Genomic DNA, 21,877 nt, shown 5'->3' on the forward strand with positions numbered 1-21,877 from the left:
ATCTGCTTTAGATAAATCACAAAAGGGCACAGTATTCAGTGCCCTTTTTATTATTGTTTTTTTAACTTAGTAATTACGGTGTATCGAAGCCGTACTCAGCAAGAATGGCTTGGCCTTGTGGCGCGATTATAAACTCGGCTAATTCGTTGGCCTGAGGGTGGGCACCATTGAGTACCGTCAACCCATAGTTAGCGCCGACGCTGAGATTATCGGGTAGGGCGATTATCTGCAGTGTGTCCACCTGTTTTTTGGCCAAGACTGCGTTGGTGCAATAGGTCAAAAAAATATCAGCTTGGTTATTTTCCATCACCCAGCCATAGGGATTGCGTCCATCAGGTGCTTTAGCACTGGTTGGGCCGCCGGTTAATTGCAAGGCTTTGCTGCTTAGTATTTTTTGGGCATTTGGTGACAGTTTTTCCGCTCGCTCGAATACCTTAAAAGCATAATCCCCAGCGGGATCGGCTTTGGGAGTCGATGTACCTAAGCGAATCGTGTTATTTAACATCTGCTGGAGTAAGGTTGTAGGCGTTACGGTTACTTCTGGCTGGGCTAGGGCACACAGCTTATTACGGGCAAACATCACCACTTCACCACTGAGGCCCGCGTTATGCAATGCGGTGGGGTGTTTCATGTTCGCAGATGCATACAGGTCGACTTTTTCTCCCTGCTCAATACGTTGACGTAGCAGTCCTGAGGGCGCAAATTGCGCATTTATATTGCTCGCGTTTTCGCTTGCTTGTTGATATGCCCCGATGATATCTGTCATGGCGACTTTTAAACTCCCGGCTGCGCGAAATTGCAGTGGGTTGTCATGTGCCGCAGCCGTGGTGGTTAATCCGAGAGTCAGTAAGGTTCCTAATATCCATTGATGCTTCATTATTGTATTCCTATACGTAAACGATAGTTGCTCAGGGTATGAAACCTGAGTTGATAGCGGCTCGCAATAGAAGGATTAGCTTGGGTGAAAGACTTGCAGTAGAGATCGCTAACTTACGTTGATAATACGACAAATTGTCGCAGCCCATCATGAGAGACTTGTTTGGTTGGCTATCACTCTCAGTGAGAGAGCATTAGTAGTGCCAACAGCTTGGCCACTGCATTGAGCTTAATACCTTACAAGGGGGGATTAAGCTCACAACTAGCCTCAATTGATCACGGCGATTACTTCATCACGGCCATTATTTCATCAGAGCCTTAGTACCGATAATTTTAAATGCCGGAACGCCTCTGACCAACGTTGGCCTTGCAAAGGCTTGCTGACACTGAGGGCAGATACCCGGTGCGAAGGTATAGTCTTCGCTTATCCGCTCTTTAAAACATTTAACCAGTGCGCCTTTGCCTCCCTTACGGTATTTATACAGTTTGCATTTGCACTGAGCACAGACAATATCGACAGTCCGACTAGGGCCTTTCTTATTGGGTTTTGCCATAATAATATTTTGCTCTCAACGGCTTAGAGCCTAATGCTTACGTCATAAAAAATGGGGCCATACTGTTAACATATGCGCAACTTGGTTATAGTGGTGGCCATTCAAGCGAAGTTGGTGTTACTTCATGATTAACATAATAAAAAAAAGTGTCATCTTGCTGTTATCGGTTGCCTTTTTGCTGCTCGTTGGCGCCTATATTAGTTTGCACTTGAGTCTACCTAAACTGACTGGCGAATTGAAGACAGCCAAGATCAGCAGTGTAACCTCCATTGAGCGAGATAAACTAGGCACAGCGGTCATTAGCGGCAAAAATCGCCAAGATGTGGCTTTTGCATTGGGGTTTGCCCACGGTCAAGACCGCTTCTTTCAAATGGATCTGCTGCGGCGTAATTCGGCGGGTGAGCTGAGTGAAATTTTTGGCCCCATAGCGGTTAACCTCGACAAACAGCGCCGTTTCCATCAACTGAGAAAGCGTGCCAATAAGGCATTGACTCAGTTGCCCGTGGCGCAGCAACAGTTGCTCGATCGTTATACCGATGGCGTCAATCAAGCGTTAGCTCAGCAGCGATTACGCTCATTCGAATACCTACTGACCCGCAGTCGCCCTGAGCCTTGGCATCCAAGTGATAGCTTGCTGGTCATTTACAGTATGTATCTGGATTTACAGAGTAATACCATAGCAAGAGATATCACGCTGACCCTAATAGATCGGATGTTTGGCAAACCGATGCGGGCATTTATCACCCAAACCTCGAACTATCAGGCGGCATTAGATCACAGTTTATTCCCCTCCGATCCGCCGCTTATTCCTATGCTCGAAAGCAGCCTAATGGCAAATCGCCGCGATAGCGTGATTGGCGAGATGGCTGAAGTTGGCAGTAATAACTGGGCGGTCACTGGCACCTTAACCGAGTCAGGACATGCCATGCTCTCTGACGATATGCACCTGTCATTTGCCGTGCCTATTATCTGGTATCGGGCGCAGCTCAATTATCCTGATGCAAACGGCCAAGCGGTACAAGTGACCGGGATTTCCCTACCCGGGGCTCCCGCGATTGTGGTCGGTTCTAATGGTAAAGTGGCTTGGGGCTTTACTAATGCTTACATCGATACCGCCGATTGGGTCGCCATTACCGCCGATGAACCGTTAACCCAAGAACAAGAGCCCATTGCCTTGGCTGGTGATGTTGTGGATCATCAGGTGATAACCTCTCGCTTTGGACCGGTTAAAACCTATGCAGGTCAACCTTATGCGCTCTCTTGGGTGGCACACCAAGATTACGCCGTCAATATGGAGTTAATGGCACTTGAGACCGTAGGCGATGCTGAGCAGGGGATAGCCATTGCCCATGGTTTTGGCGTGCCGGTGCAAAATATGTTGATTGTCGATGCTAAAGGCAATGCGGCATGGCAAATAGCGGGAGCGGTGCCGGCAAGACCCAATCCAAGTGATGTGGCGCAAGAGCCTGAGCAGGTAAAACTGTCATTGTGGCAACAAGGTGAAAGCCATTTACCGCAGGCATTCAATCCCAGCGGTGCTAGATTATGGAGTGCGAATGCGCGGGTGATGAGCACAAACGATGCAAGGCGTTTTGGCGATGGAGGCTATGCATTGGGCGCGCGCAGCGCACAAGTGCGTGATAGGTTGCAAGAGCAAGAGCAATTTAACGAAGCCGATTTTTACCGTATTCAACTGGATAATCAGGCGCGCTTTTATCGACCTTGGCATGATCTCCTACTTAAGACGTTGATGTCTCAACCGCAGCGTTTTGCCGAAGATATTCATCATCTGCAACAATGGGGCGAATGTGCTTGCAGCGAGTCGATAGGCTTTACCTTAGTGAAACAGTTTAGAAGCCAGCTTGTCGATCGCAGTTTTGCGGCGATAGAGACACCATTGAGTCAGCATCAATTAAGTCTGTCAGTGTTAAAGCGCTATCTTGAACCCGCCATGTGGCAGCTGTTACGCGAGCAGCCAGCAAGCTGGTTACCCAGTGAGTACGCTTCATGGCAGGAGTTTGTGATTGGTACCTATGTGATGGCCACTCAGTTTCTGATGGCCCAGCACAGTGAGAGTCATCGTTATGAAGACTTGGCGTGGGGTAAGGTGAATACCTTGCATATTCAGCACCCGTTTAGTAAGCCGATGCCGCTGTTGAGCCGTTGGCTAGATATGCCTAAGGTTGCAGGCTTTGGCGACACCTTTATGCCTGCGGTGCAGCGCCCTAATTTTGGTGCATCACAGCGCTTTATTGTGCAGCCAGGGCTTGAGTCGCACGCTATTTTAACCATACCCGGCGGGCAGTCGGGGCATCCGCTATCGCCTTATTACCGCGCCGGATTCGATGAGTATGCAGAGCAGGCTGCCACGCCGTTATTACCTGGAGCGATTCAGGCGCGTTTAGTGCTGCAACCCGCAAACTGACCAAGATACAGAGTGCTAGATAATAAAAAACCAGCTTAAGCTGGTTTTTGACTATCTATCGAACTCGCGGCTTGAACTCTAGTAGCTAGAGTTTGCAGCTAGAGTTTGAACTTAGCTCTTAGGCCATGCGCTCAACGGGTTTCCAGCGCAGTAGTTCACTAGGCAGTTTTACGCCTTGGGCGGTGATGCTGTTGATGCGATTGAGGTAAGCCGCGCCGTACATCAAGTGTTTCGCCAAATCCACCGCGTTACGGTTTTGGTAGTCATCTAAATAACTGCCTTTGGCCCACTGGTTAAAGGCGCCAAGTGCAGGGCCTGCCCAAATTTGGTAATCCATCTCACGCCCCACTTCGCCAGAATTTGACCAGCGGCTCGATAGTCCCAAATACCAGCGAAAAATCAGTGCCATCTTACGTTTTGGGTTACCTTCGGCGCGCTCAATTTGCTTAGGATCGCGCTCGTTAAAGTGGGCAACAGTGCCTGCCCAGATATCGTCGAGACTTGAGCGAAACACTTGCTTCTCAAGTTTTTCACGCTCATCGGCAGGAATGGACTCAATAGCGTCATAACGGCTGTAGATCTCATACAGCTTGTTAGCGCGCATCGGGAATAGGGTGCCACGCTTAACCACCTGAAGCTTAACGCCCATCTCAAACATGTCGGCGGCAGGTGCCATGGTGACATCGGCCATCTCTGTGGTGGCCAGCAGTTTGCGGGTATGCTCACTGGCCCCGGCTTCGACACAGGCTTGGTTGATTGAACCGGTAACGATATAAGCTGCGCCCATATTAAAGGTCGCTAATGCCGCATCTGGGGTGCCCACACCGCCGCCACAACCTACGCGAAGTGGCGTTGGGTATTGGTACTTGGCTTGGATCTCCTCTTTTAGCGCTAGAATCGTCGGCAACAATGTAACCAAAGGACGGTTATCGGTATGGCCGCCAGAATCGGCTTCGGCCGTAATATCATCAGCCATGGGGATCTGCTGCGCCATCGCCATCTGGTCGACGCTGATCAACCCTTCATCAAGGAGTTTCTGTAGCATCTTAGCCGGTGCTGGCATCATAAACTTCTCTGCCACTTCGGTGCGGCTCACTTTGGCGATCACCTTATTGCCAACAACAATGTTGCCATGGGCGTCGCGACTAAGCCCTGCTGCGCGGTAGTAAACAATCTGTGGTGTGAGGCCTAAGAAAGCCGATGCTTCAACGGTGCGAACCTTATGCTTAAGAAATAGCTCGACGCTGCCACGCTCTAGGGCGGGTTCGCTTGGGCTATGAATAAGGTTAAACATGTAAGGGCCATTGGGTAGCGCGGCTTGAATGTGGTTAATGGCGGCCTCAACGCGGCTAGGGATGAGCCCCGCTGCGCCAAATGAGCACAGAATGCCCGCTTTACCTAAGGCGATAACCAGCTCTTCTGAGGAGATGCCGTTCGCCATCGCGCCAGCATAATAGGCATACTTTACCCCGTGAACGCGGCGGAAATTGCTGTCGCCAAGGCTTTCGGTACCCAGTGCTGGGGTGAAAGCGCTCACTGGATGGCCTTGAGTGTTGTTAGTCGTCATTAGGCTGGCTTGTGTCGCGATGCCTACGCCTTTGTCGCTGTCATTGATGACATAACAGGCGCGGCTGAAATCTTTCAGCTTTGCGGCCATGGCGGCAGTGTCAAAACTGATGTCGGTATCACTGACCTGCCAAGGCCATGGCGATAATTTGTCGCTGGTTGTGGTGGGATTCATTTAAATAAGACCCTTATCATTTTTTATGCTTTATTCGATTGTCTAACTTGAGGTATTGGCAGCTATCCCAATACCTCAAGTGATCTATTTTTTACAAGGCTTCTTCGATACAGATAGCAATGTCGGTGACTTCGTAGATACGCAGCCCGTCTTTACTTAGGCTTGCATTACCCGTGATCACCTTCTTACCACCTTCATCTTTAATCGAGGTAATACTGACATCCATCGACATCTGCTTATTGAGTGGGTTGATCTGACCGCGATACTTCCACTTAATGTTTGACAAAATCTGGCCAAACTTAGGGTTTTTAAATCCAGCGCCCAAATCTTTACTGATGGCGTAAGTTTGCATGGTTTCGATAATGGCTTCAACGCCTAAGGAACCCGGCATCACAGGATCTTGGTGGAAATGGAACTGGAAGAACCAGTCGCTAGGATCGATAGTGCGCTCAGCATAGAGATAGCCTAAACCTTCGGTGCCACCGTTATCGACAATTTCGACGCTATCGATAAAATTAAGCTGACCGCCAGCAAGACGATAGTGAGGCTGGTTGGCTGGCGCATTAAAGTGGCGGCCTGCTTTATCTAACAAATTTACTTTGGTATCGGCACTAATGCCGTTGGCCACATGCCAAGGCTGAGTGACTTTGCCATTGTCTAAGCCCAGTTGATCTTTAAGCGCATCGCCTTTGAAGTAGCCAAATACTGCGGTGCCGCGATAGAAGGGCTCGCCGTCGGTGCTCAGCTCAAAGCTAAAGCTTTGAATGATGTTGGTGCCTGCCATCACCGTTGACAGCAGACGCGAGTCATTGACTATGGTTTTACCGCGCAGGTCGACATCGCGCAGTAGCTCGCCACTACCATCTAAGTTACGGAAAAACAGCTCAAGCCCCGGGAAGCCCAATGTGGTGCCCATGTAACCCGAGATGAAGCCATTAGGCTGCAAAGAGATCTCCATCAGCACCGAATACGGCATGACAGCATGGTGGCTATTTTTATCGAAATACCACGCATCGGTTGGCACTTCATACTCGGCAATACAGCTTGACGGCTTTTTAAATTCTCCGCGCTTACCGTTAACTTCCACCACGCGGGTGGTTAACTGCAGATCGCCGCACGGGGTACGTGGCGGGATCATTCCGCGATAAATTGAAAACTCAGGGCCAAAGCAGTTTTCAATATTGCCTGTGGCAAATTCAAATAGGTGGTACGGCGTAAACGGCACGGTATCGGGCACACGATTGGGATAATCGGGTGTGATAGGCGCCTCAACATGGGACAGCGGGATCACGCCTTTGTTAGGCGCGGCGCTCAAATCAGGCACTTGTGCCATCAAGGGGGCGTTAATGGACGCGCCTTGATAGCCCTTTTTAGCACTTGCTGAGTCAGCCTGCACTGCGTTGCTAAGCGTCAATGGAGCGTGATAGCGGGTGCACTCATCTTCCTCTTTGATCATCACGCCGAGATTTTGGAAATCCACCACCACTTTGCCATTAAGCAATATGTCGATGTTGGCTTTGGCATAAGGGCGCGGGCTGAAGCCAATCTCGGTCACTTCCATACGATAGGTAAGCTGGGCCGACTGCGGAATAACCTGACCACGGCAACGTACCTTTTGTGAGGCACTTTCAAGTGGTTGGAAACGACCATTTTTCGTCTGGGTGTGCATGCCTAAGTGCAGCATATAGAACTGTAGCAACTGACCACAGCCTTCGGCCATCAAGGAGCCCGCCATCACCTGATCATCTTTAAAATGACAGGGGAAGTACCAATGGTTAGGTTCCAGCTGCTTATGACCTTCAATCAACCCAAGTCCCCATGCACCGCCCGTTCTGTCGACCTTGCTGACTTGCTCGATCATCAAGAACTTCTCAGAGGCAAAACACAGTGACGGTTGAGGGTGACCTGCGTGTGACGGGCCGAAACAGCCTGCAATGTCGGCCGATAATAGCTTATGGATCGCGGCGTAATCGAACTGAGTCTGCGGGCAATCCAGTAACGGATTAAAGCGTAGCTTAGTTGCGCTATTACGGGCCTTAATTTCATCTTCTGTGCGAATGACGCCTTTGCCGTCTGCCAGCTCTGCATCGGTAAAGAAACCCGCACACCCCCCATCCATCTTGAGGATCATGGTATCGCCAACGAAACATTCATAAGAGAAGAAGAACAGCAGGGTATCGCCGTTACGGGCGTAGTGGTTGATCTTAATATCATATCTTAATGTGTCACCGCCCCGTGGCAGATCGCCTAAGAAGGTGAGCGTACAGTCGAGTAGACGGTAGACGCGCTCGCCTTTGTTTTCAAAATCAATGCCTAAGTAGCTGATCAACATCAAATCGCACTGACCCGATTCAACCGCAACCGCCCAAGGGATTTGGCCATCGACTAAGTAAGGCGCATCCTCTGGGATGTCATATTCAGTGGTCATTGAACTTGGTTTGTACTCATTGACCTTGGCATCGAGTTTCGTTACCCGCGACACCAACAGATAGTCGGTGGTCGGTAGGCGAACGCGGCGCGAATAGTTATCGATAGGGGCATATTCTGGGCCAAATACTTTGGCAATGTCGCCTTCGGCATACTCGACCAGATCATGGTAATCCCAAATGCATGGCTTGTGTGCTGGCACAGGGGCGCGGTAAGGCTCGACTTTATCATGCTGTGGCTTAAGGGGTGCCTGAGTCATAGTTTGAGGCGTCGCTGCCAGTACTTGAAACGGCTCTTGAGTCCGAGCTGGCGACTGAGTCGGCGCTGTGCCTGTGGCTTGCGCAAGCTGCTGCTTGAGCAGTTGATCAGCCACTTTTAGGCCGGTTTCACGGCTCTTAAGGAAGGCAAGGTGGGCCTGCTGCGCGAGCTGTTGATTATGTTGAAATGCGGCTAACTCACCTTGAGGCAGGTCTAAGTGGCTCGCATCAAGTGCGCTGGGTGTTTTGCTTGTCATTATGTTCTGGGTACCTATTGCTGCTGCAATCTGGGCCGATGATGGCGCTGTGGTAGAAGAGGGGTTATTCGCTGACGGTTCACTATGCGGCAGTGAGTAGCTGATCAGTGCTGGTGCATTTTCGCTTACCGGCGCGCCATGCGCTGTGGCCACTTTGGCTTTAATGGTCTCAAGCGCTGGCAGTGGCGCGTCGACAATATGAGCATAGATATCGCGGCCACCTAAACTGACCTGTTTCACTAAGCTGCGCTCAGCGTGGGTGCCTAAAGTGTGAGCCAAGCGCTGAGTCAGGGCACTGTGCTGGGCAGCACTTTGACTGAGGTGGGTGAGGGCGCACTGATTTTCACTGACGTTCGCAATTACAGCATGTTGGCTTGAACCTTGCGCAGCTTGTTGATTGAGGCGCAACAGTCCATAGATAAGGCTGGTCATGCCTGCAGCGGCAAAGCTGTGGCCAAGTTGCTGCTGACCCTGCTCAAAACGCGCATGGGTTAAGGGTAAAGCTTGTTGCAACTGGCTTGATGTCAGTGCGCTGCCTGGCGCTATGCTCTGCTCGACTAAGCTTATCTGCTCGCCATGAGTCCCGGTGAGCGTGAGTAGCTCATCCATAATACGGCTAACCGTGCTGGTAGCGCCAAAGTTTAAGCTCTCAATGGTGGCATAACTCTGTCTAGCTTGGGTTTGGCGGGCTTGGCTTTGGTCGACTTGATTAAGCGGTTCGAGTACTAAAGCACCCGCGCCTTCAGCCAGTCTCCAACCTGCGTCGTTTGGCGTAGCAGCCATTGGCGCTATGGCATTTTTAAGCATCACCTGCTCAATGCTGCCAGAGAGGTCGACCGCGGCAATTACCACGGCATCGAGCTGTTCTTGCACCATCATATTGTCGGCCACATCGAGTGCGCGGCTCACCGATTGCTCACCGGCTGAGATGGTGAAGGCTGGGCCGTTAAAGTCCCACAGGGAAGCGATACGCGACGCCATGATGTTGCCAATAAAACTGGTGTATTGATTGAGCTTGGCGGCATCGAGGACGCTATCCATGGCGATGGATTCAAGGGCCTGATATTCACTGTCTGTGAGTGTCACGCCCATGGTATCTAGGCTCTGTTTCAATTGAGTATGCAGATTGACGCGGCCGCGGAACTGGTGCAGTTCGAGCTCTGTCTCCATCGCCACTAACACCGCCACTTTTTGACCGGGTTTTAGCTTGGCGTCGCGAATGGCTTCATCGGTCACTTTCATCAACATCAGTTGCTGACAAATTAAGCGATCATCTTCATTCGGCGGCAGTTTAAAGCGTAAAAAGTCCAGCTCAAAACTGTCGACGTAAGCCCCTTGTGGTACTCCATGTAACCCAAGCTTAGCCAGTTGCTCGGGGTGTTTATCTAACCCCTTCCAGCGCTTGGTGGGGAGCTCGATAAAGGCGTTTTTACCTTGGGTAACACAGTCATTAAGTGCATTGATGGTGCTTAATGGGCCAAAGTGAGCGGCGATACCGCTGATGGCAAATTGGGGGCTGGAGCCATTGCTACAGATCTGTGTTTGACTTGGGGTTATGTCTGCAGCCTGAGTTGCCGCTTGAGGCGAAGGCACGTAAGACTCTAATAACAGGTGAGCATTACAACCACCAAAACCAAATACCGACACGCCAGCAAGGCGGGTTTGATTATTGGCTTTTACCGGCCAAGGGGTGACTTGATTTGGCAAAGTATGAGAGCCAAACAGACCATTTGGCGAGCCGATTGCTTCACTGATATTGATACTGGGTGGTAATACACCTTGGCGCATGGCAAAGATCATCTTCATGATCCCGGGCATGCCAGCAGCCGTGAGTAGGTGGCCTAAGTTAGATTTTGCCGAGCCAATCATAGGTACGGCCGAGCCGTTAAGCCTTGGGGCAAAAAACTGCTCCATCGAGGCGAGTTCAACCTTATCGCCCAGTGGTGTGCCGGTGGCATGACATTCGATGACTTCGATGTTTTCTGGCTCAATATTGCTGTCACGGTAAGCGCGTTCAAAGGCCTTAACTTGCCCTTTGCTGTTGGGGCTTAAGACAAACTGGCCTTTACCATCGTTAGACAGGCCTATGCCGCTAACCACGGCGTAAATTTTGTCGCCATCACGCTCGGCATCGTCGAGTCGTTTGAGCGCGAGTACGCCAGCGCCTTCACCGGCGAACAAGCCTTTACTGTTTTTATCAAAGGGGGCTGAAAACCCATGATCTGGGTAGGCATGGAAAATGGAGAAGCCCATATTGATAAAGAAGGGATCGGCGCCCGATACGGCGCCTGCCAGCATTAAATCGGCTTTGCCCGTGGCTAAGTAATCACAGGCCAATTTTAGCGAGTAGACTGAGCTGGCGCAGGCCGCATCTAGGCTGAGTTGCACGCGACCGAGCCCCAGCGCATCGGCCACAACCTTAGAGGCGTTGTGGGCAATAGCGCCGTTGGCACAATCGATTGATGAGCTGTGTTGGGTCTGTGCGTTAAAGGGCTGCAAGCGAAAATCGCGGCTATCCAACTTGGTTTGCAGCGCCTTTTCGACCACATTGTGGTACAGCGGCAGAAACAGCTCGTTCGATTTAGCCGTGGGGAAGGAGAGCGTCCCCATGATAATGCCTGTACGCGAAAGAATAGCCGAGTCTAACGCTACGCCAGCATCGAGCAGCGCTTTGCGGCTGGTATCGAGCGCCCATTTGAAACTATCGTCTAAGCCATTTAGTTGTTCGCTAGGCAGTTGGTAGCCTGTGGTATCGAAACTAAAGTCTTCGATATAGCCGCCTTTATCGCAATAAAATCGGTCAGATTGCCCCTGAACGCCTTGGTAGCCGGCGCTGTTAGCGCCCAGTTTCTCATTGCTGAGAATGGTTCTTGAGTCACGTTTATCGAGCAAGTTTTGCCAAAATTGATCTGGCGTCTTGGCATCGGGATACAGTGTGGCCAGTCCGACGATAGCGATCTTAGTCGCTCTTTTAGGTGTTGGCGCAGACATTTGAGAAGGCACTTCGTTTGAAGGCATTAAGCTTCCCCTCTTGATAAGGTATTGGCGTCATTGCCGTTTAGCTGCTGATGCAGTGCTAATTGACGCTTGAGTCCCAGTTGCAGCACCGTTAGGCTGACGGGGACACGATGGCTGATCAACTGTCCGATCGCCTTAAGTAGAGTCGCGATATCGCTACTCCCTTTGGCGTTTAGCGGTACGGTGCAGCATTGAGATGTATGGTTTGCCGAGGAGGATAAGCGATTATCGAGCAGTTGCTCTCTATCGCTGTTTTTTAATATTTTGTCGATTAGCGTGCAGTTTTGCCGATCGGCACCAACCTCGACAAAGAGCCGTGCACCTTGGCGCGTAGCGCTCTGGACGAGGGCGGTAAAATCTAAGCTATGGCAGAAGGTATCGGCAATCGATGTCGCAATAAGCTTTGGACTCAACTGCCCCTGCTGATCGCCAACGCCTCTGTCTATCCCTTTGCCAGTATCGGCGGCGCTGATAAATGTCACTGGGTGATTAACCGCTTCAGCCATGATATTTTGCTCATAAAAAGCGATCACATTGTCATGCTGACTGAGTGCCGGTGTCGTGTGCATCGCAGTGACACGATTGGCGGCAATACCACGTTTACCTAGCTCCTTAAGTAGCTCTTGGCAGCTATGCTGACAGCCCGCAATCACGCAGGTATCACCTTGGGTAATGGCCAAGTAAACCCTAGGGTAACGGTCGAGCAGCGCGGTTATCGGCTCAGGCGCACTGCGCACCAGAAAGCTGTTCCACTCAATCGCCTCATCAAGGGGAAGTTGCCATGCTTGACGCACCGCGGTGAGATCACCCGATATTACAGAGGTAAATAGTGGATCGCTTTTGGTTTTATCGATTAACAGATGAGGCTGTTGCCATACATCGAGGCTAGCCCACATGGAGGCTTCTCCCATGGAGTAACCTAGGGCATATTGTGGCTTAACATCAAACTCATCCATCAATAGTTTGCTTAGCAGATAACTCGCCCCGACGCCAGCAATCGCCATATCGCCCAGTGACATCTGCTCCGCCACCTGTTTGTCACTATGATAGATCGCATCAGCCTGCAGCATGGCTTTAAGATCGCCTTGCTGCTCCAAGCGGGCAAATAGCGCTGGGAAATAGTGATGCAGTTCGCTGAGCATGTCGTGATAGACAGTGCCAACACCGGGATAAACAAAGGCCAGATGCGATTGTCCAAGGGGCGCCGCGGTAAAATAGCTGCCGGCTGGGGTTTTATATTGCCCCTTTTCTTTAAACACACGGCTTAGCGCATCACTCATCGAGACTATCTCTTGTGCTAGCGATTCGATGTTGCTTGCTTGCAGTGTCAGTGCAAAACGTGGGCTGGTGCTTAGCTTAAACTCATGTAAATTTTGCTGCATTAACGCCAGCAAAGCTGAGCTGATTTTTGAGTCATCAGCCATCATCTTAATGTTATCTAGCTTAGCCGCAAGCGCCCATAGGCCTTGGCTTAACTCGGCTTCACTGGTACCAGAGAGTAAGCAGAATAAGCGCTCTGCCTTAAGTAAGGAGCTCGCCTTTAATCGTCCCGTACCTTGGGTGAGTACCATGGCGACATGGCTCATTGGCTCATTTTCAGGTTTAAGCTGCAGATTTAATGTGGCAACCCGTGCTTGATAACGCTCTGTAAACCAGTAATGGCGGGAGTTATCGTCACGGGTGATGGTGCGCTGGGCAATATCGTTAATCAGTTGGCAAAGTGAGTCAAATGCCACTTGGCTGTTATCGAGCTGCCGATGCCTTTGCTCACTATCAATAAAGAGGCTGCGCTGACAGTTAACCTTTGCCAAATCGCGCTTTGCTTGCCCTAGGGCTTTAACCGATGCGCCTTGAGCCGTTTGGTCGTATTGCATCCCTGCGAGGTACGCGTGCGGATGCAACTTACGTTGGGCGGCCATGAGCGCGGGCATTAATAACAAGGTGCTTTGTTTCGATTCAATGGTGACGACTTCGCCTGCGGCCACAAGATTGAGTGCCATCTCAAGATCTGTTGTGAACTGGGCTAGTTCAATCACTAGTGGTGAGTCATTAGCTAACTCATCACTTAGCCCATTGAGCGATGCATCACCTTTATTAAGCACGAGCGCGGCGACGCGCAGTGGCGTCGCCTCATCTTGGTTTAGCTCACTATCACTTTGGGTTACGCTCCCATTATTGAGTGTGCCATTATCGAGTGCCCCATTATTGAGTGTCACTATGCATGATCCTCTTTAATGTGTTGATCGGCAACAAAGGCACTGTTCAGGTTTTTGCTAATGGTCACTTTGGCTGATCTCATCGCGCAGCTGAGTTCACCATTTTGATGATACAGCGCCACATCGGCGACGAGCTGTCGACCACTGGTTTTAACCACGGTGAGCTCGATATAACCTTGGTCGCCAAAGCCCATCGGCAATGCACTGACGAACTCGCCAATGGTCGAGGGTAGGCTGGCCGCGCCATAGGTTAACCTTGCCCACACTAGCATCGCTTGCAGTAACAGATCTTCCGCAAATGGCTGACATCCTTTAGCGACCAAATTTGGGGCGAAATCGCCACAATCTTGTTGGTCGACAGTAGGGAGCTTGCAGCTCACCACTAAGCCTTGCTCACTAAAGCGCAGTACCTTATCTAGCCCTTGTAAACGCGGGCCATGGAACAGGGTACCGTCAGTGTAAAGCGCAGCTTTGTCGGTCACTGGCGTGACTTGGCTGAGCTGATCAAACTGCTTAGTGCTATGTTGCATGTTGCCTATTTTTACCAAGCGTGCTTGGTACTGAGGCCGCCCTTCACAGCTGATCAACGCCTTAATGCCTTTGAGTGCACCCGCTTCATATTGCGGGGTTAAGCTCATCATTAAGGTTTGACTATCACTTGAATCGAACACTATGCCTTTGAGCAACTTATAGTCTTGCACCATGAGCGTTAGCCCATACTGTTCAAGCGCCGCTTCACGCATCCATTGGATAGCACAGACCGTTGGCAATACGGGATTGCCACCAATGCGGTGATCTTGAACAAAGGTCAATGCATCAGGCTTTAGCACTCGCTTAAGTGTCACTTCAGTCAATGTTGTGACGTCACGCTGCGGGCGCTGTGCAGGTTGCACCTCACCCGCATTAGGCTTTTTTACTGTCGCTTCCTTAGCGGTTGTGTCACTTTTGCTGTTGCCTTGCATATCGGTGCCAACGAGCAGTTGTACGCCACTCTCTTTTAGCAGTTGGGTCGCAAATAGCTCAGCGCCAGCTTGCAGTGGGATCACATACACGCCTCGGTCAGTAAACATCTTTTTCAGCGCTGGATTAACCATACCACCATCCCAAGGTCCCCAGTTAAAGCTCATCACTTTAGCGTTAGGGTGCTTAGCTGAGAGCTGCAGTGCCGCCTTGTTCAAAATGTCGTTCGACATGGCGTAGTCGCTTTGGCCGGTATTGCCATAGAAACCCGCTGCCGATGAGAACATGGCAACCAGTTTTAACTGGCAGGTATCGATGACAGAAAGTAGCGCCTTGAGGCCGTTGACCTTGGTGCCATAAACCCGTGCCAGTTCATCTAAGGTTTTGTCTTGAATATGTTTGTCAGCCAAGACGCCAGCGCCATGGATAAGACCCGTGATTGGCGTTATTTGGGTCATGGCGCTCAGCGCACCATTTACCGAATCAGCATTGCTAACATCCATACAGATGTATTCTGCGCTAGCGCCTACCGCGTTAAACGCATCCAGTGCCGCATTGATCTCTAGGCTGCTCTGCACTGGCCACACGAGTGCATCCACTTGCTTAGGCGTTGGTTTCTCACCCGAGGCAATGATGTGGGCAATGGCCGCTGATTTGAGCTCGCTTGCAGCTTTACCTTGTGCCCAGCTTGGCAGATTATTGAGGCTCACATGTTGGCTACGACCGGCTAAGATAAAGTGCGACTGACAACGCTTAGCTAGGGCTAGGGCACACTCAAAGGTCACGCCTTTTGCTCCCCCGGTCACCAGTATTTTATCTGCGCTGTTTAGGTCGCTTTTTGCTGTTTTTACGCTCGCATCGCCTGCAATTAAGGCTGTGCGCTGCAGTTGACCTTGCTCATTCAGGCTTAACCCCACTTCGTTCAATCTTGCATTGCTATCAAACAGCTCGTTGGCGATGGCATCACTTAAGCTGCTAGCGTCCAGTGCTGGTGCGATATCTAATGCACGGCAAAATACGCTTGGCCACTCGTGGCTTAAGGTCTTGGTGAGCCCAGCCAGTGCGGCTTGGTTAAGCTCTGCGGTTTTTAACTGCTCAGCGTCTAAATAACCGAAGCCACCGTCGATGCGACTCACTGTGATGAACGCACGTCGCGCGCCTGTGTCCTGGGTTAATTTTGGTTGCAACAGTTTGGCCCACAGGAAGGCTTGGCTCAAGTGATTGAAACTGTCGTCGCTAAGTTGCACGCCGTTATTATTCGCTACTTGCGCCTGTTGCGGCTGCAAGTGAATAAAGCCACCGATAACGCCTAGCTGCTGTTCAATCTGCTTGATCACGGCTGCGATGCCAGTTTCATCGGCACTGTTAGCTTGAAAGCTTTTGATATCACTGTTTAGCGGTGACTGTGGTTGACCTTTTGGTAAACGCACAACGGCAACTCGTAAGCCCTGTTTAACCAGTTTCTCGGCGAGTACACCCGCATTGTGACCATCATCCTTGAGCACAATGTTGGTGTTAGCGGCGAAACAGTTATTAACTAACTCCGCCGCATCAAGCTTTTTTAGCGCTACCTCGCTATGAGGTGGCAGTTCAACACTGGGCTCACTTGAGATCGCAGCAGGCTTGTCATTTAAGGGCTCTGACATTACAGGCGCAGCGGCTGACGATGCAGCGCCGAGTTTGCTGTTCATAGAGCCTTCAGCGGGTAGCTTGCTGTTCATATAGTTAACGATTTCACCTAAGGTGCGACACTCGGCCAAGTCTTCAGGATTTAGCTCAGGCAGACCCGGTAGCTCATCTTGCACTGTGCCTAAAATCTCCACGCGCTTGATAGAGTCGATGCCTAAGTCGGCTTCCATATCCATCTCGAGGGCGAGCATCTCTGTTGGGTAACCGGTTTTCTCGGCCACCACACTCATCATGGTGCTCTGCACTTGCGCGTTAGTCAGACCGCTTTGAGTCGCTGTGTTAGCGACTGGTGCGTTTGCGGCCACTGGCGCGCTGCCAGTGGCTGGNAGCTTNCTGTTCATGTAGCTAACAATTTCACCTAAGGTGCGACACTCGGCTAAGTCTTCTGGGCTCAGCTCTGGCAAACCCGGTAGCTCATCTTGCACTGTGCCTAAAATTTCCACGCGCTTGATAGAGTCGATGCCTAAGTCGGCTTCCATATCCATGCTCAGTTCAAGCATCTCAGTGGGGTAACCGGTTTTTTCGGCCACCACACTCATCATGGTGCTCTGCACTTGCGCGTTAGTCAGACCGCTTTGAGTCGCTGTGTTAGCGACTGGTGCGTTTGCAGCCACTGGCGCGCTGCCTGTGGCTGGTAGCTTACTGTTCATGTAGCTAACAATTTCACCTAAGGTGCGACACTCGGCTAAGTCTTCAGGGCTCAGCTCTGGCAAACCCGGTAGCTCATCTTGCACTGTGCCTAAAATTTCCACGCGCTTGATAGAGTCGATGCCTAAGTCGGCTTCCATATCCATGCTCAGTTCAAGCATCTCTGTCGGGTAACCGGTTTTTTCGGCCACCACACTCATCATGGTGTCTTGTACCTGCTGGTTGCTTAACCCCGGTGTTGCTGCGGGCGCGGCTGGGACGATGTCTGGCGTGATAACAGGTTCGATGGCGGGCACGACAACGGGGGTCGGGATAGCAACAGGCGCGTTAACATTCGGGGCCTGCGTGCTTTGGGCTGGCGGCGTCACTGTTGTTGGTGTTTGTATTGCATTTGGTGTTGGAGCATTAGTAGCCAAACGGCGCATTTCTGGCGCGTGAGTCGCTGCGTCATGAGGTCTTGTTTGAACACTTGGGTTTAATAAGTTCAGAGCGCCAGTATTGCTATTCGCTTGTAACTTAAGGAACTGCGTATGGCTTTGCAGCGTTTGCGCCTGATGTTGGTGGAACTGCTCCATGGAGCGTTGCAAGCTGGCTGGGATCTCCACACCTGCGGCGGCCATCTGCGCTTGAGCCGTCATCAAGGCGTTAAAGGTCTCACCGTATTGCTGAGGGATCGCTAAAAACTGTTGATGTAGCTGCGCCGTTTGTTGCTGAGCGGCAAAGAATTGTGCTAAAGCATCATGACTGGCGGGCGCAGAGTTAGCTGACGCTGATGGGCTATGTGCTTGAGGGTTTTGGACTTCGCCTGCTTGCGGCGCGCTATTCACATGTACGACTTTTTCCACAATCTTCTCTACTTCTACAATTTTTTCAACTTCGACAAGCTTCTCTACTTCAACCACTTTTTCCTTAATGATTGTTTCGGCAGAGATAGTGCCAGTGTGTAATGATGCTGCCATTTTCGCCTGAGTTGCCGGGCTAATATGGTTGCTGGCCGTTAGCGTAATGTTCATTGGCGATGGCTGTTCTTCGGCCGCAATTGGCGCCGCATAAGGGTCGAGGTTTGCTAGTGCAATGCCGTTGACAGCAAGCTGCATTGCCGCTTGACGCAGTTGCAGATCGCTATCGCCCTTTGGATTTGGGTTGATGCTGACGGTGCACAGTTCGCTCATCTTGTCGCTAAGGGTATTTTCAACCAGCTTTTGTAAGATGTTCTTCGGACCAAACTCAACAAATACGCGGGCCCCGGCATCATACATGGCTTGTAACTGCTCGCTAAAACGAACCGATTGCAACATGTGTTGCTTAAACTCGCTCTTAATGGTCTTAGCGGCCGAGTTATACAGCTGACCGGTGGCGTTCGAATAGATAGGGCGCTGCGGCTTAGTGAACTTCGCCGCATCGATAGCCTGAGCAAACGGAGCTTGAGCATGGCCAACCAGTGGCGTATGGAACGCGCCTGAAACCGGCAGTGAAATCGCTTTAAAGCCGAGGTCACTTAACGCCTTTGCGGCCTCTGAAGTGGTGTCGGTAGGGCCTGCGATCACCAGCTGAGTCGGCGCGTTGTAGTTTGCTACTTTTACGCCATCAAATTGAGCGATGGTGGTTTCAAGTAATTCAAGGTCACTTGCCGTTGTGGTGATAATGGCGTACATAGCGCCAGAGTCGACACCGTCATCGAGTTTCGTTGCCATGGCATCGCCACGGGCAAAGGTGAGCTTGTAGTAATCGTCACTGCTGATAACCCCAGCCGCACACAGCGCGCTGAGTTCACCAAAGCTGTGGCCGGCGACCATGTCGGCTTCAAAACCTGCTGCGGTCAGTAGCGCGTATTGACCCATTGAGATGGCACCAATCGCACTTTGCGCGTTAGCGGTGTTGGTCAGTAGCGCGGCTTGGGCTTGTTGAGCAGCACTGTTAAATACTGGGATTGGGTAAACCACCTGAGACAATGGCGTCTTGTTGTTGGCGTCAAATACCTTATCTGCAAGCACAAATTGCTGGCGCATCTCTGGGAAATGGCAAGCAAGTTCACGTCCCATATTAAGGTATTGTGAGCCTTGGCCCGCAAAGAGCGCGGCCACTTTGCCATTGTTCATCGCCGCTGCGCGGTAATGGATACCACCTGGTAGCGACCAGTTAGCCTCGTCACTAGATTGCAGCTTGGTTAGCGCTTGGTTAATCAGCTTGATGAGTTCCTCATTGCTGCTAGCAACCAAGCCTAGGCGCGGGGCATTAGCCTCAAGTTTACGTAGACCATAACCGCTGGCGATGTCGGTTAGGCGAGTGCCATTGTTGGCGGCGTTCAGAGCGCTATTGAGGCTTGCGATTAACTCCGCATTATTCGCGCCAGTAAAGAGCAGGCTTTGAGCAACGCTGCGCTGACGGTACTGGGTCAGCTTGCTATCGGTACGTGCATGCTCGCTGTTGTACTCTTCCAGTACGAAGTGGAAGTTGGTGCCACCGAAACCAAATGAACTGATACCGGCGCGGCGCGGCGTGCCATCGGGGCGTGGCAGCCATGGGCGAGTTTCAGTGTTTAAGTAAAACGGTGAGTTTTCGATATCCAGTTTTGGATTGGGCTCGCTGACGTTAATGGTGGCTGGCAACACCTTGTGGTGCAGCGCTAACGCGGCCTTGATCAACCCAGCCGTCCCTGCGGTTGATTTGGTGTGACCAATTTGCGATTTCACCGAACCCAGCGCGATATGTTGTTTGCTGTCGCTTCCTTCTGCAAAGACAGAGCTTAAGCCCCTAAATTCAGCTGCATCACCGGCGGCAGTACCCGTACCGTGCGCTTCGATAAGGCCTAGGGTGTGCGGCGCAAAGCCTGCGTCATCATAAGCGCGTTTTAGGGCTTTAGCTTGACCTTCAGGGCGCGGCGCATAGATAGATTTAAACTTACCATCTGATGATGAGCCGATACCTTTAATGACAGAATAGATACGATCGCCATCGCGCTCGGCATCCTCAAGACGCTTAAGCGCTATCATGCCAATGCCTTCACCAATCATCATCCCTTTTGAGTCGATATCAAATGGCTGAATGGTTTCATTGGTGGTAAAGGCAGGGGTTTTCGAGAAGCTCATGTACATAGAGGGTGAGTTGTCGGTACACACGCCACCGGTGATCATCATCTCTGAGCGGCCTTCGACGAGTTCACTCAGTGCCATACGCATAGCAGCTAACGAGCCTGCACAGGCGGCGTCGACAACACAGTTCATGCCGCCAAGGTCGAAACGGTTGGCAATACGACCCGCAATGACGTTACCTAACGATCCTGGGAATGAGTTTTCTTCCCAATGTATGTATTGATCTTGGAACTTTTTGATCAGCATTTCGCTGTCAGCATCGCTAATACCGCTGTTTTTGAATACTTTTTTAAGTACAGGGTACTGCAGGCGTGCGTTAAGGCTTTGGCTGATCTTCTGACCGCCACCGACGCCTAAGGTGATACCGATTTTGTCACGGTCATAGTCAGCCGGCAGATTGGCATCGGCCAACACTTCTTTGGCGACGATGAGCGACAATAACTGCGATGTATCAGTTAATTCTAAGATATTGGGCGGCAGCCCAAACTCCATGGGGTTAAAGTTGACTTCGGGCATAAAACCACCGCGTTTGCAGTAGCTCTTGTCGGCTTTGGTTTTATCGGCATCATAGTAATCCTCGCTGTTCCAGTGGGTGTCTGGCACCTCGGTAATGGCGTCGATCTTCTCGCTAATTAAGTCCCAAAACTTGTTCAGGTAGCGCGAGTTGGCAAAGATACTGGCCATGCCTACTATGGCGATAGGCATATCTTTAAGGCGCTTATTGAGGCGTGAGTCACGCTGCTCGGCGTCTTGTTTAACATTAGGCTTATCGGTCTGGCTCATTATGAGTCTCCAGTGGCTGCCTGAATGTCAGGCGTCTTGTTGTGAGTGTTAGCGACTGGTGCAATATGTGTCATTGTTGCACCAGGAAATCGCTGTAAAAAGGTGTGGTAGTTTCGTACCAATAACTTACGTAAATGAAACGGCCCATGCTGTAATACATGGGCGATGTAGCGTCTGGTGGCTTGGGTATTGCCATCTTGATATAGGTCTAGATAGATCCAGTCACTGTGCGGATCTATGCCCAATAGCACTGAGCTTGGAGTGGAATCAGTTAATTGTGGTGGAATGGTCAATGATGCCACTTGCACCACAGTGTCGCCATCGGCCTTGGGCAGCGCCAAGGTATTGGCTAATGTTTCGGGGTTGAGGGTATAGGTTGCAATGTGGCTATCTTGGGCTATCGGCAACTGGTTAAAGTAACGTTCGGGCACATTGGGGCTTTCAATATCACTAACACGGGAAACGCCATAACGCTTGAGGCAGCGCGCCAGCCCTGAGCGTGATACATTTGGGTTAATAAACTGCTGCGTCACCTCTAATAACCGGTCGAGTGGCATTTTTAATTGGTAGCGCAGCCCAACGACCACATATTCTTGCATCGGCGTTAAGGTGGTATTGAGATGATGAGGCGTATTAGGCGTATTATTGACAGAGTCGCGTTTACGCCACTTGCGTACGGTGGCTTCGCTGATGTTAAGGACCTTTGCCAGTTGGCTGACGGGGAGGTCGGACTCTTGAATAAATCGACGCATCTCAGGCGTCGTAGTGGCATTTTTATGCCTCAATTCAGTGACATCTTGCGTACAGTCATCCGGCTTATCACTATTTACATACGCATTAGCGCTCAGAGGCTCAACCATAGGTATTGCAAGTTTCCATGAATAATCTACTGGGACATTGGCGCTGTATATGGAGCCTTGTGAGCTGCAGGCTC

At 51.0% G+C, this 21,877-nt stretch carries 8 protein-coding genes; 1 reads left to right on the forward strand and 7 read right to left on the reverse strand.

What is annotated here, in order from left to right:
- Positions 1–73: 73 nt before the first annotated feature.
- Complete coding sequence (locus DN599_RS15920) at positions 74–877, reverse strand: molybdate ABC transporter substrate-binding protein (protein WP_110458577.1); 804 nt, start codon at positions 875–877, stop codon at positions 74–76.
- Positions 878–1,178: 301 nt separating this feature from the next.
- Positions 1,179–1,430, reverse strand: coding sequence for a hypothetical protein (locus DN599_RS15925; RefSeq protein WP_110458578.1), 252 nt, complete (start codon positions 1,428–1,430; stop codon positions 1,179–1,181).
- Between the two features lie 124 nt (positions 1,431–1,554).
- On the opposite strand from DN599_RS15925, the gene DN599_RS15930 reads away from it, so the two are divergent.
- On the forward strand, positions 1,555–3,855 hold the full coding sequence (locus tag DN599_RS15930; RefSeq protein WP_110458579.1) for a penicillin acylase family protein: 2,301 nt from the start codon (positions 1,555–1,557) through the stop codon (positions 3,853–3,855).
- A 118-nt stretch (positions 3,856–3,973) separates the two neighbouring features.
- Here the strand turns inward: DN599_RS15930 and pfaD are convergent, their stop codons facing one another.
- The 5 genes from pfaD to DN599_RS15955 form a co-directional block, all read right to left on the reverse strand.
- A complete protein-coding gene (gene pfaD, locus DN599_RS15935) occupies positions 3,974–5,596 on the reverse strand; it encodes an eicosapentaenoate synthase subunit PfaD (RefSeq protein ID WP_110458580.1) in 1,623 nt (540 codons plus the stop codon).
- A 91-nt stretch (positions 5,597–5,687) separates the two neighbouring features.
- Positions 5,688–11,555 (reverse strand): beta-ketoacyl synthase N-terminal-like domain-containing protein, encoded by a 5,868-nt coding sequence (locus DN599_RS15940; RefSeq protein ID WP_110458581.1) that lies wholly within the window; start codon positions 11,553–11,555, stop codon positions 5,688–5,690.
- Complete coding sequence (locus DN599_RS15945) at positions 11,555–13,771, reverse strand: PfaB family protein (RefSeq protein ID WP_110458582.1); 2,217 nt, start codon at positions 13,769–13,771, stop codon at positions 11,555–11,557. Before DN599_RS15945 ends, DN599_RS15940 begins: the two co-directional genes overlap by 1 nt.
- Positions 13,771–20,943, reverse strand: a complete 7,173-nt coding sequence (locus tag DN599_RS15950; protein WP_110458583.1) for a type I polyketide synthase — start codon at positions 20,941–20,943, stop codon at positions 13,771–13,773. The genes DN599_RS15945 and DN599_RS15950 overlap by 1 nt, the downstream gene beginning before the upstream one ends.
- On the reverse strand, positions 20,943–21,803 hold the full coding sequence (locus tag DN599_RS15955) for a helix-turn-helix domain-containing protein (protein WP_110458584.1): 861 nt from the start codon (positions 21,801–21,803) through the stop codon (positions 20,943–20,945). The genes DN599_RS15950 and DN599_RS15955 overlap by 1 nt, the downstream gene beginning before the upstream one ends.
- Between the last annotated feature and the right edge of the window lie 74 nt (positions 21,804–21,877).

The sequence above is a fragment of the Shewanella algidipiscicola genome (assembly GCF_900380485.1).
Taxonomy (GTDB): domain Bacteria; phylum Pseudomonadota; class Gammaproteobacteria; order Enterobacterales; family Shewanellaceae; genus Shewanella; species Shewanella algidipiscicola.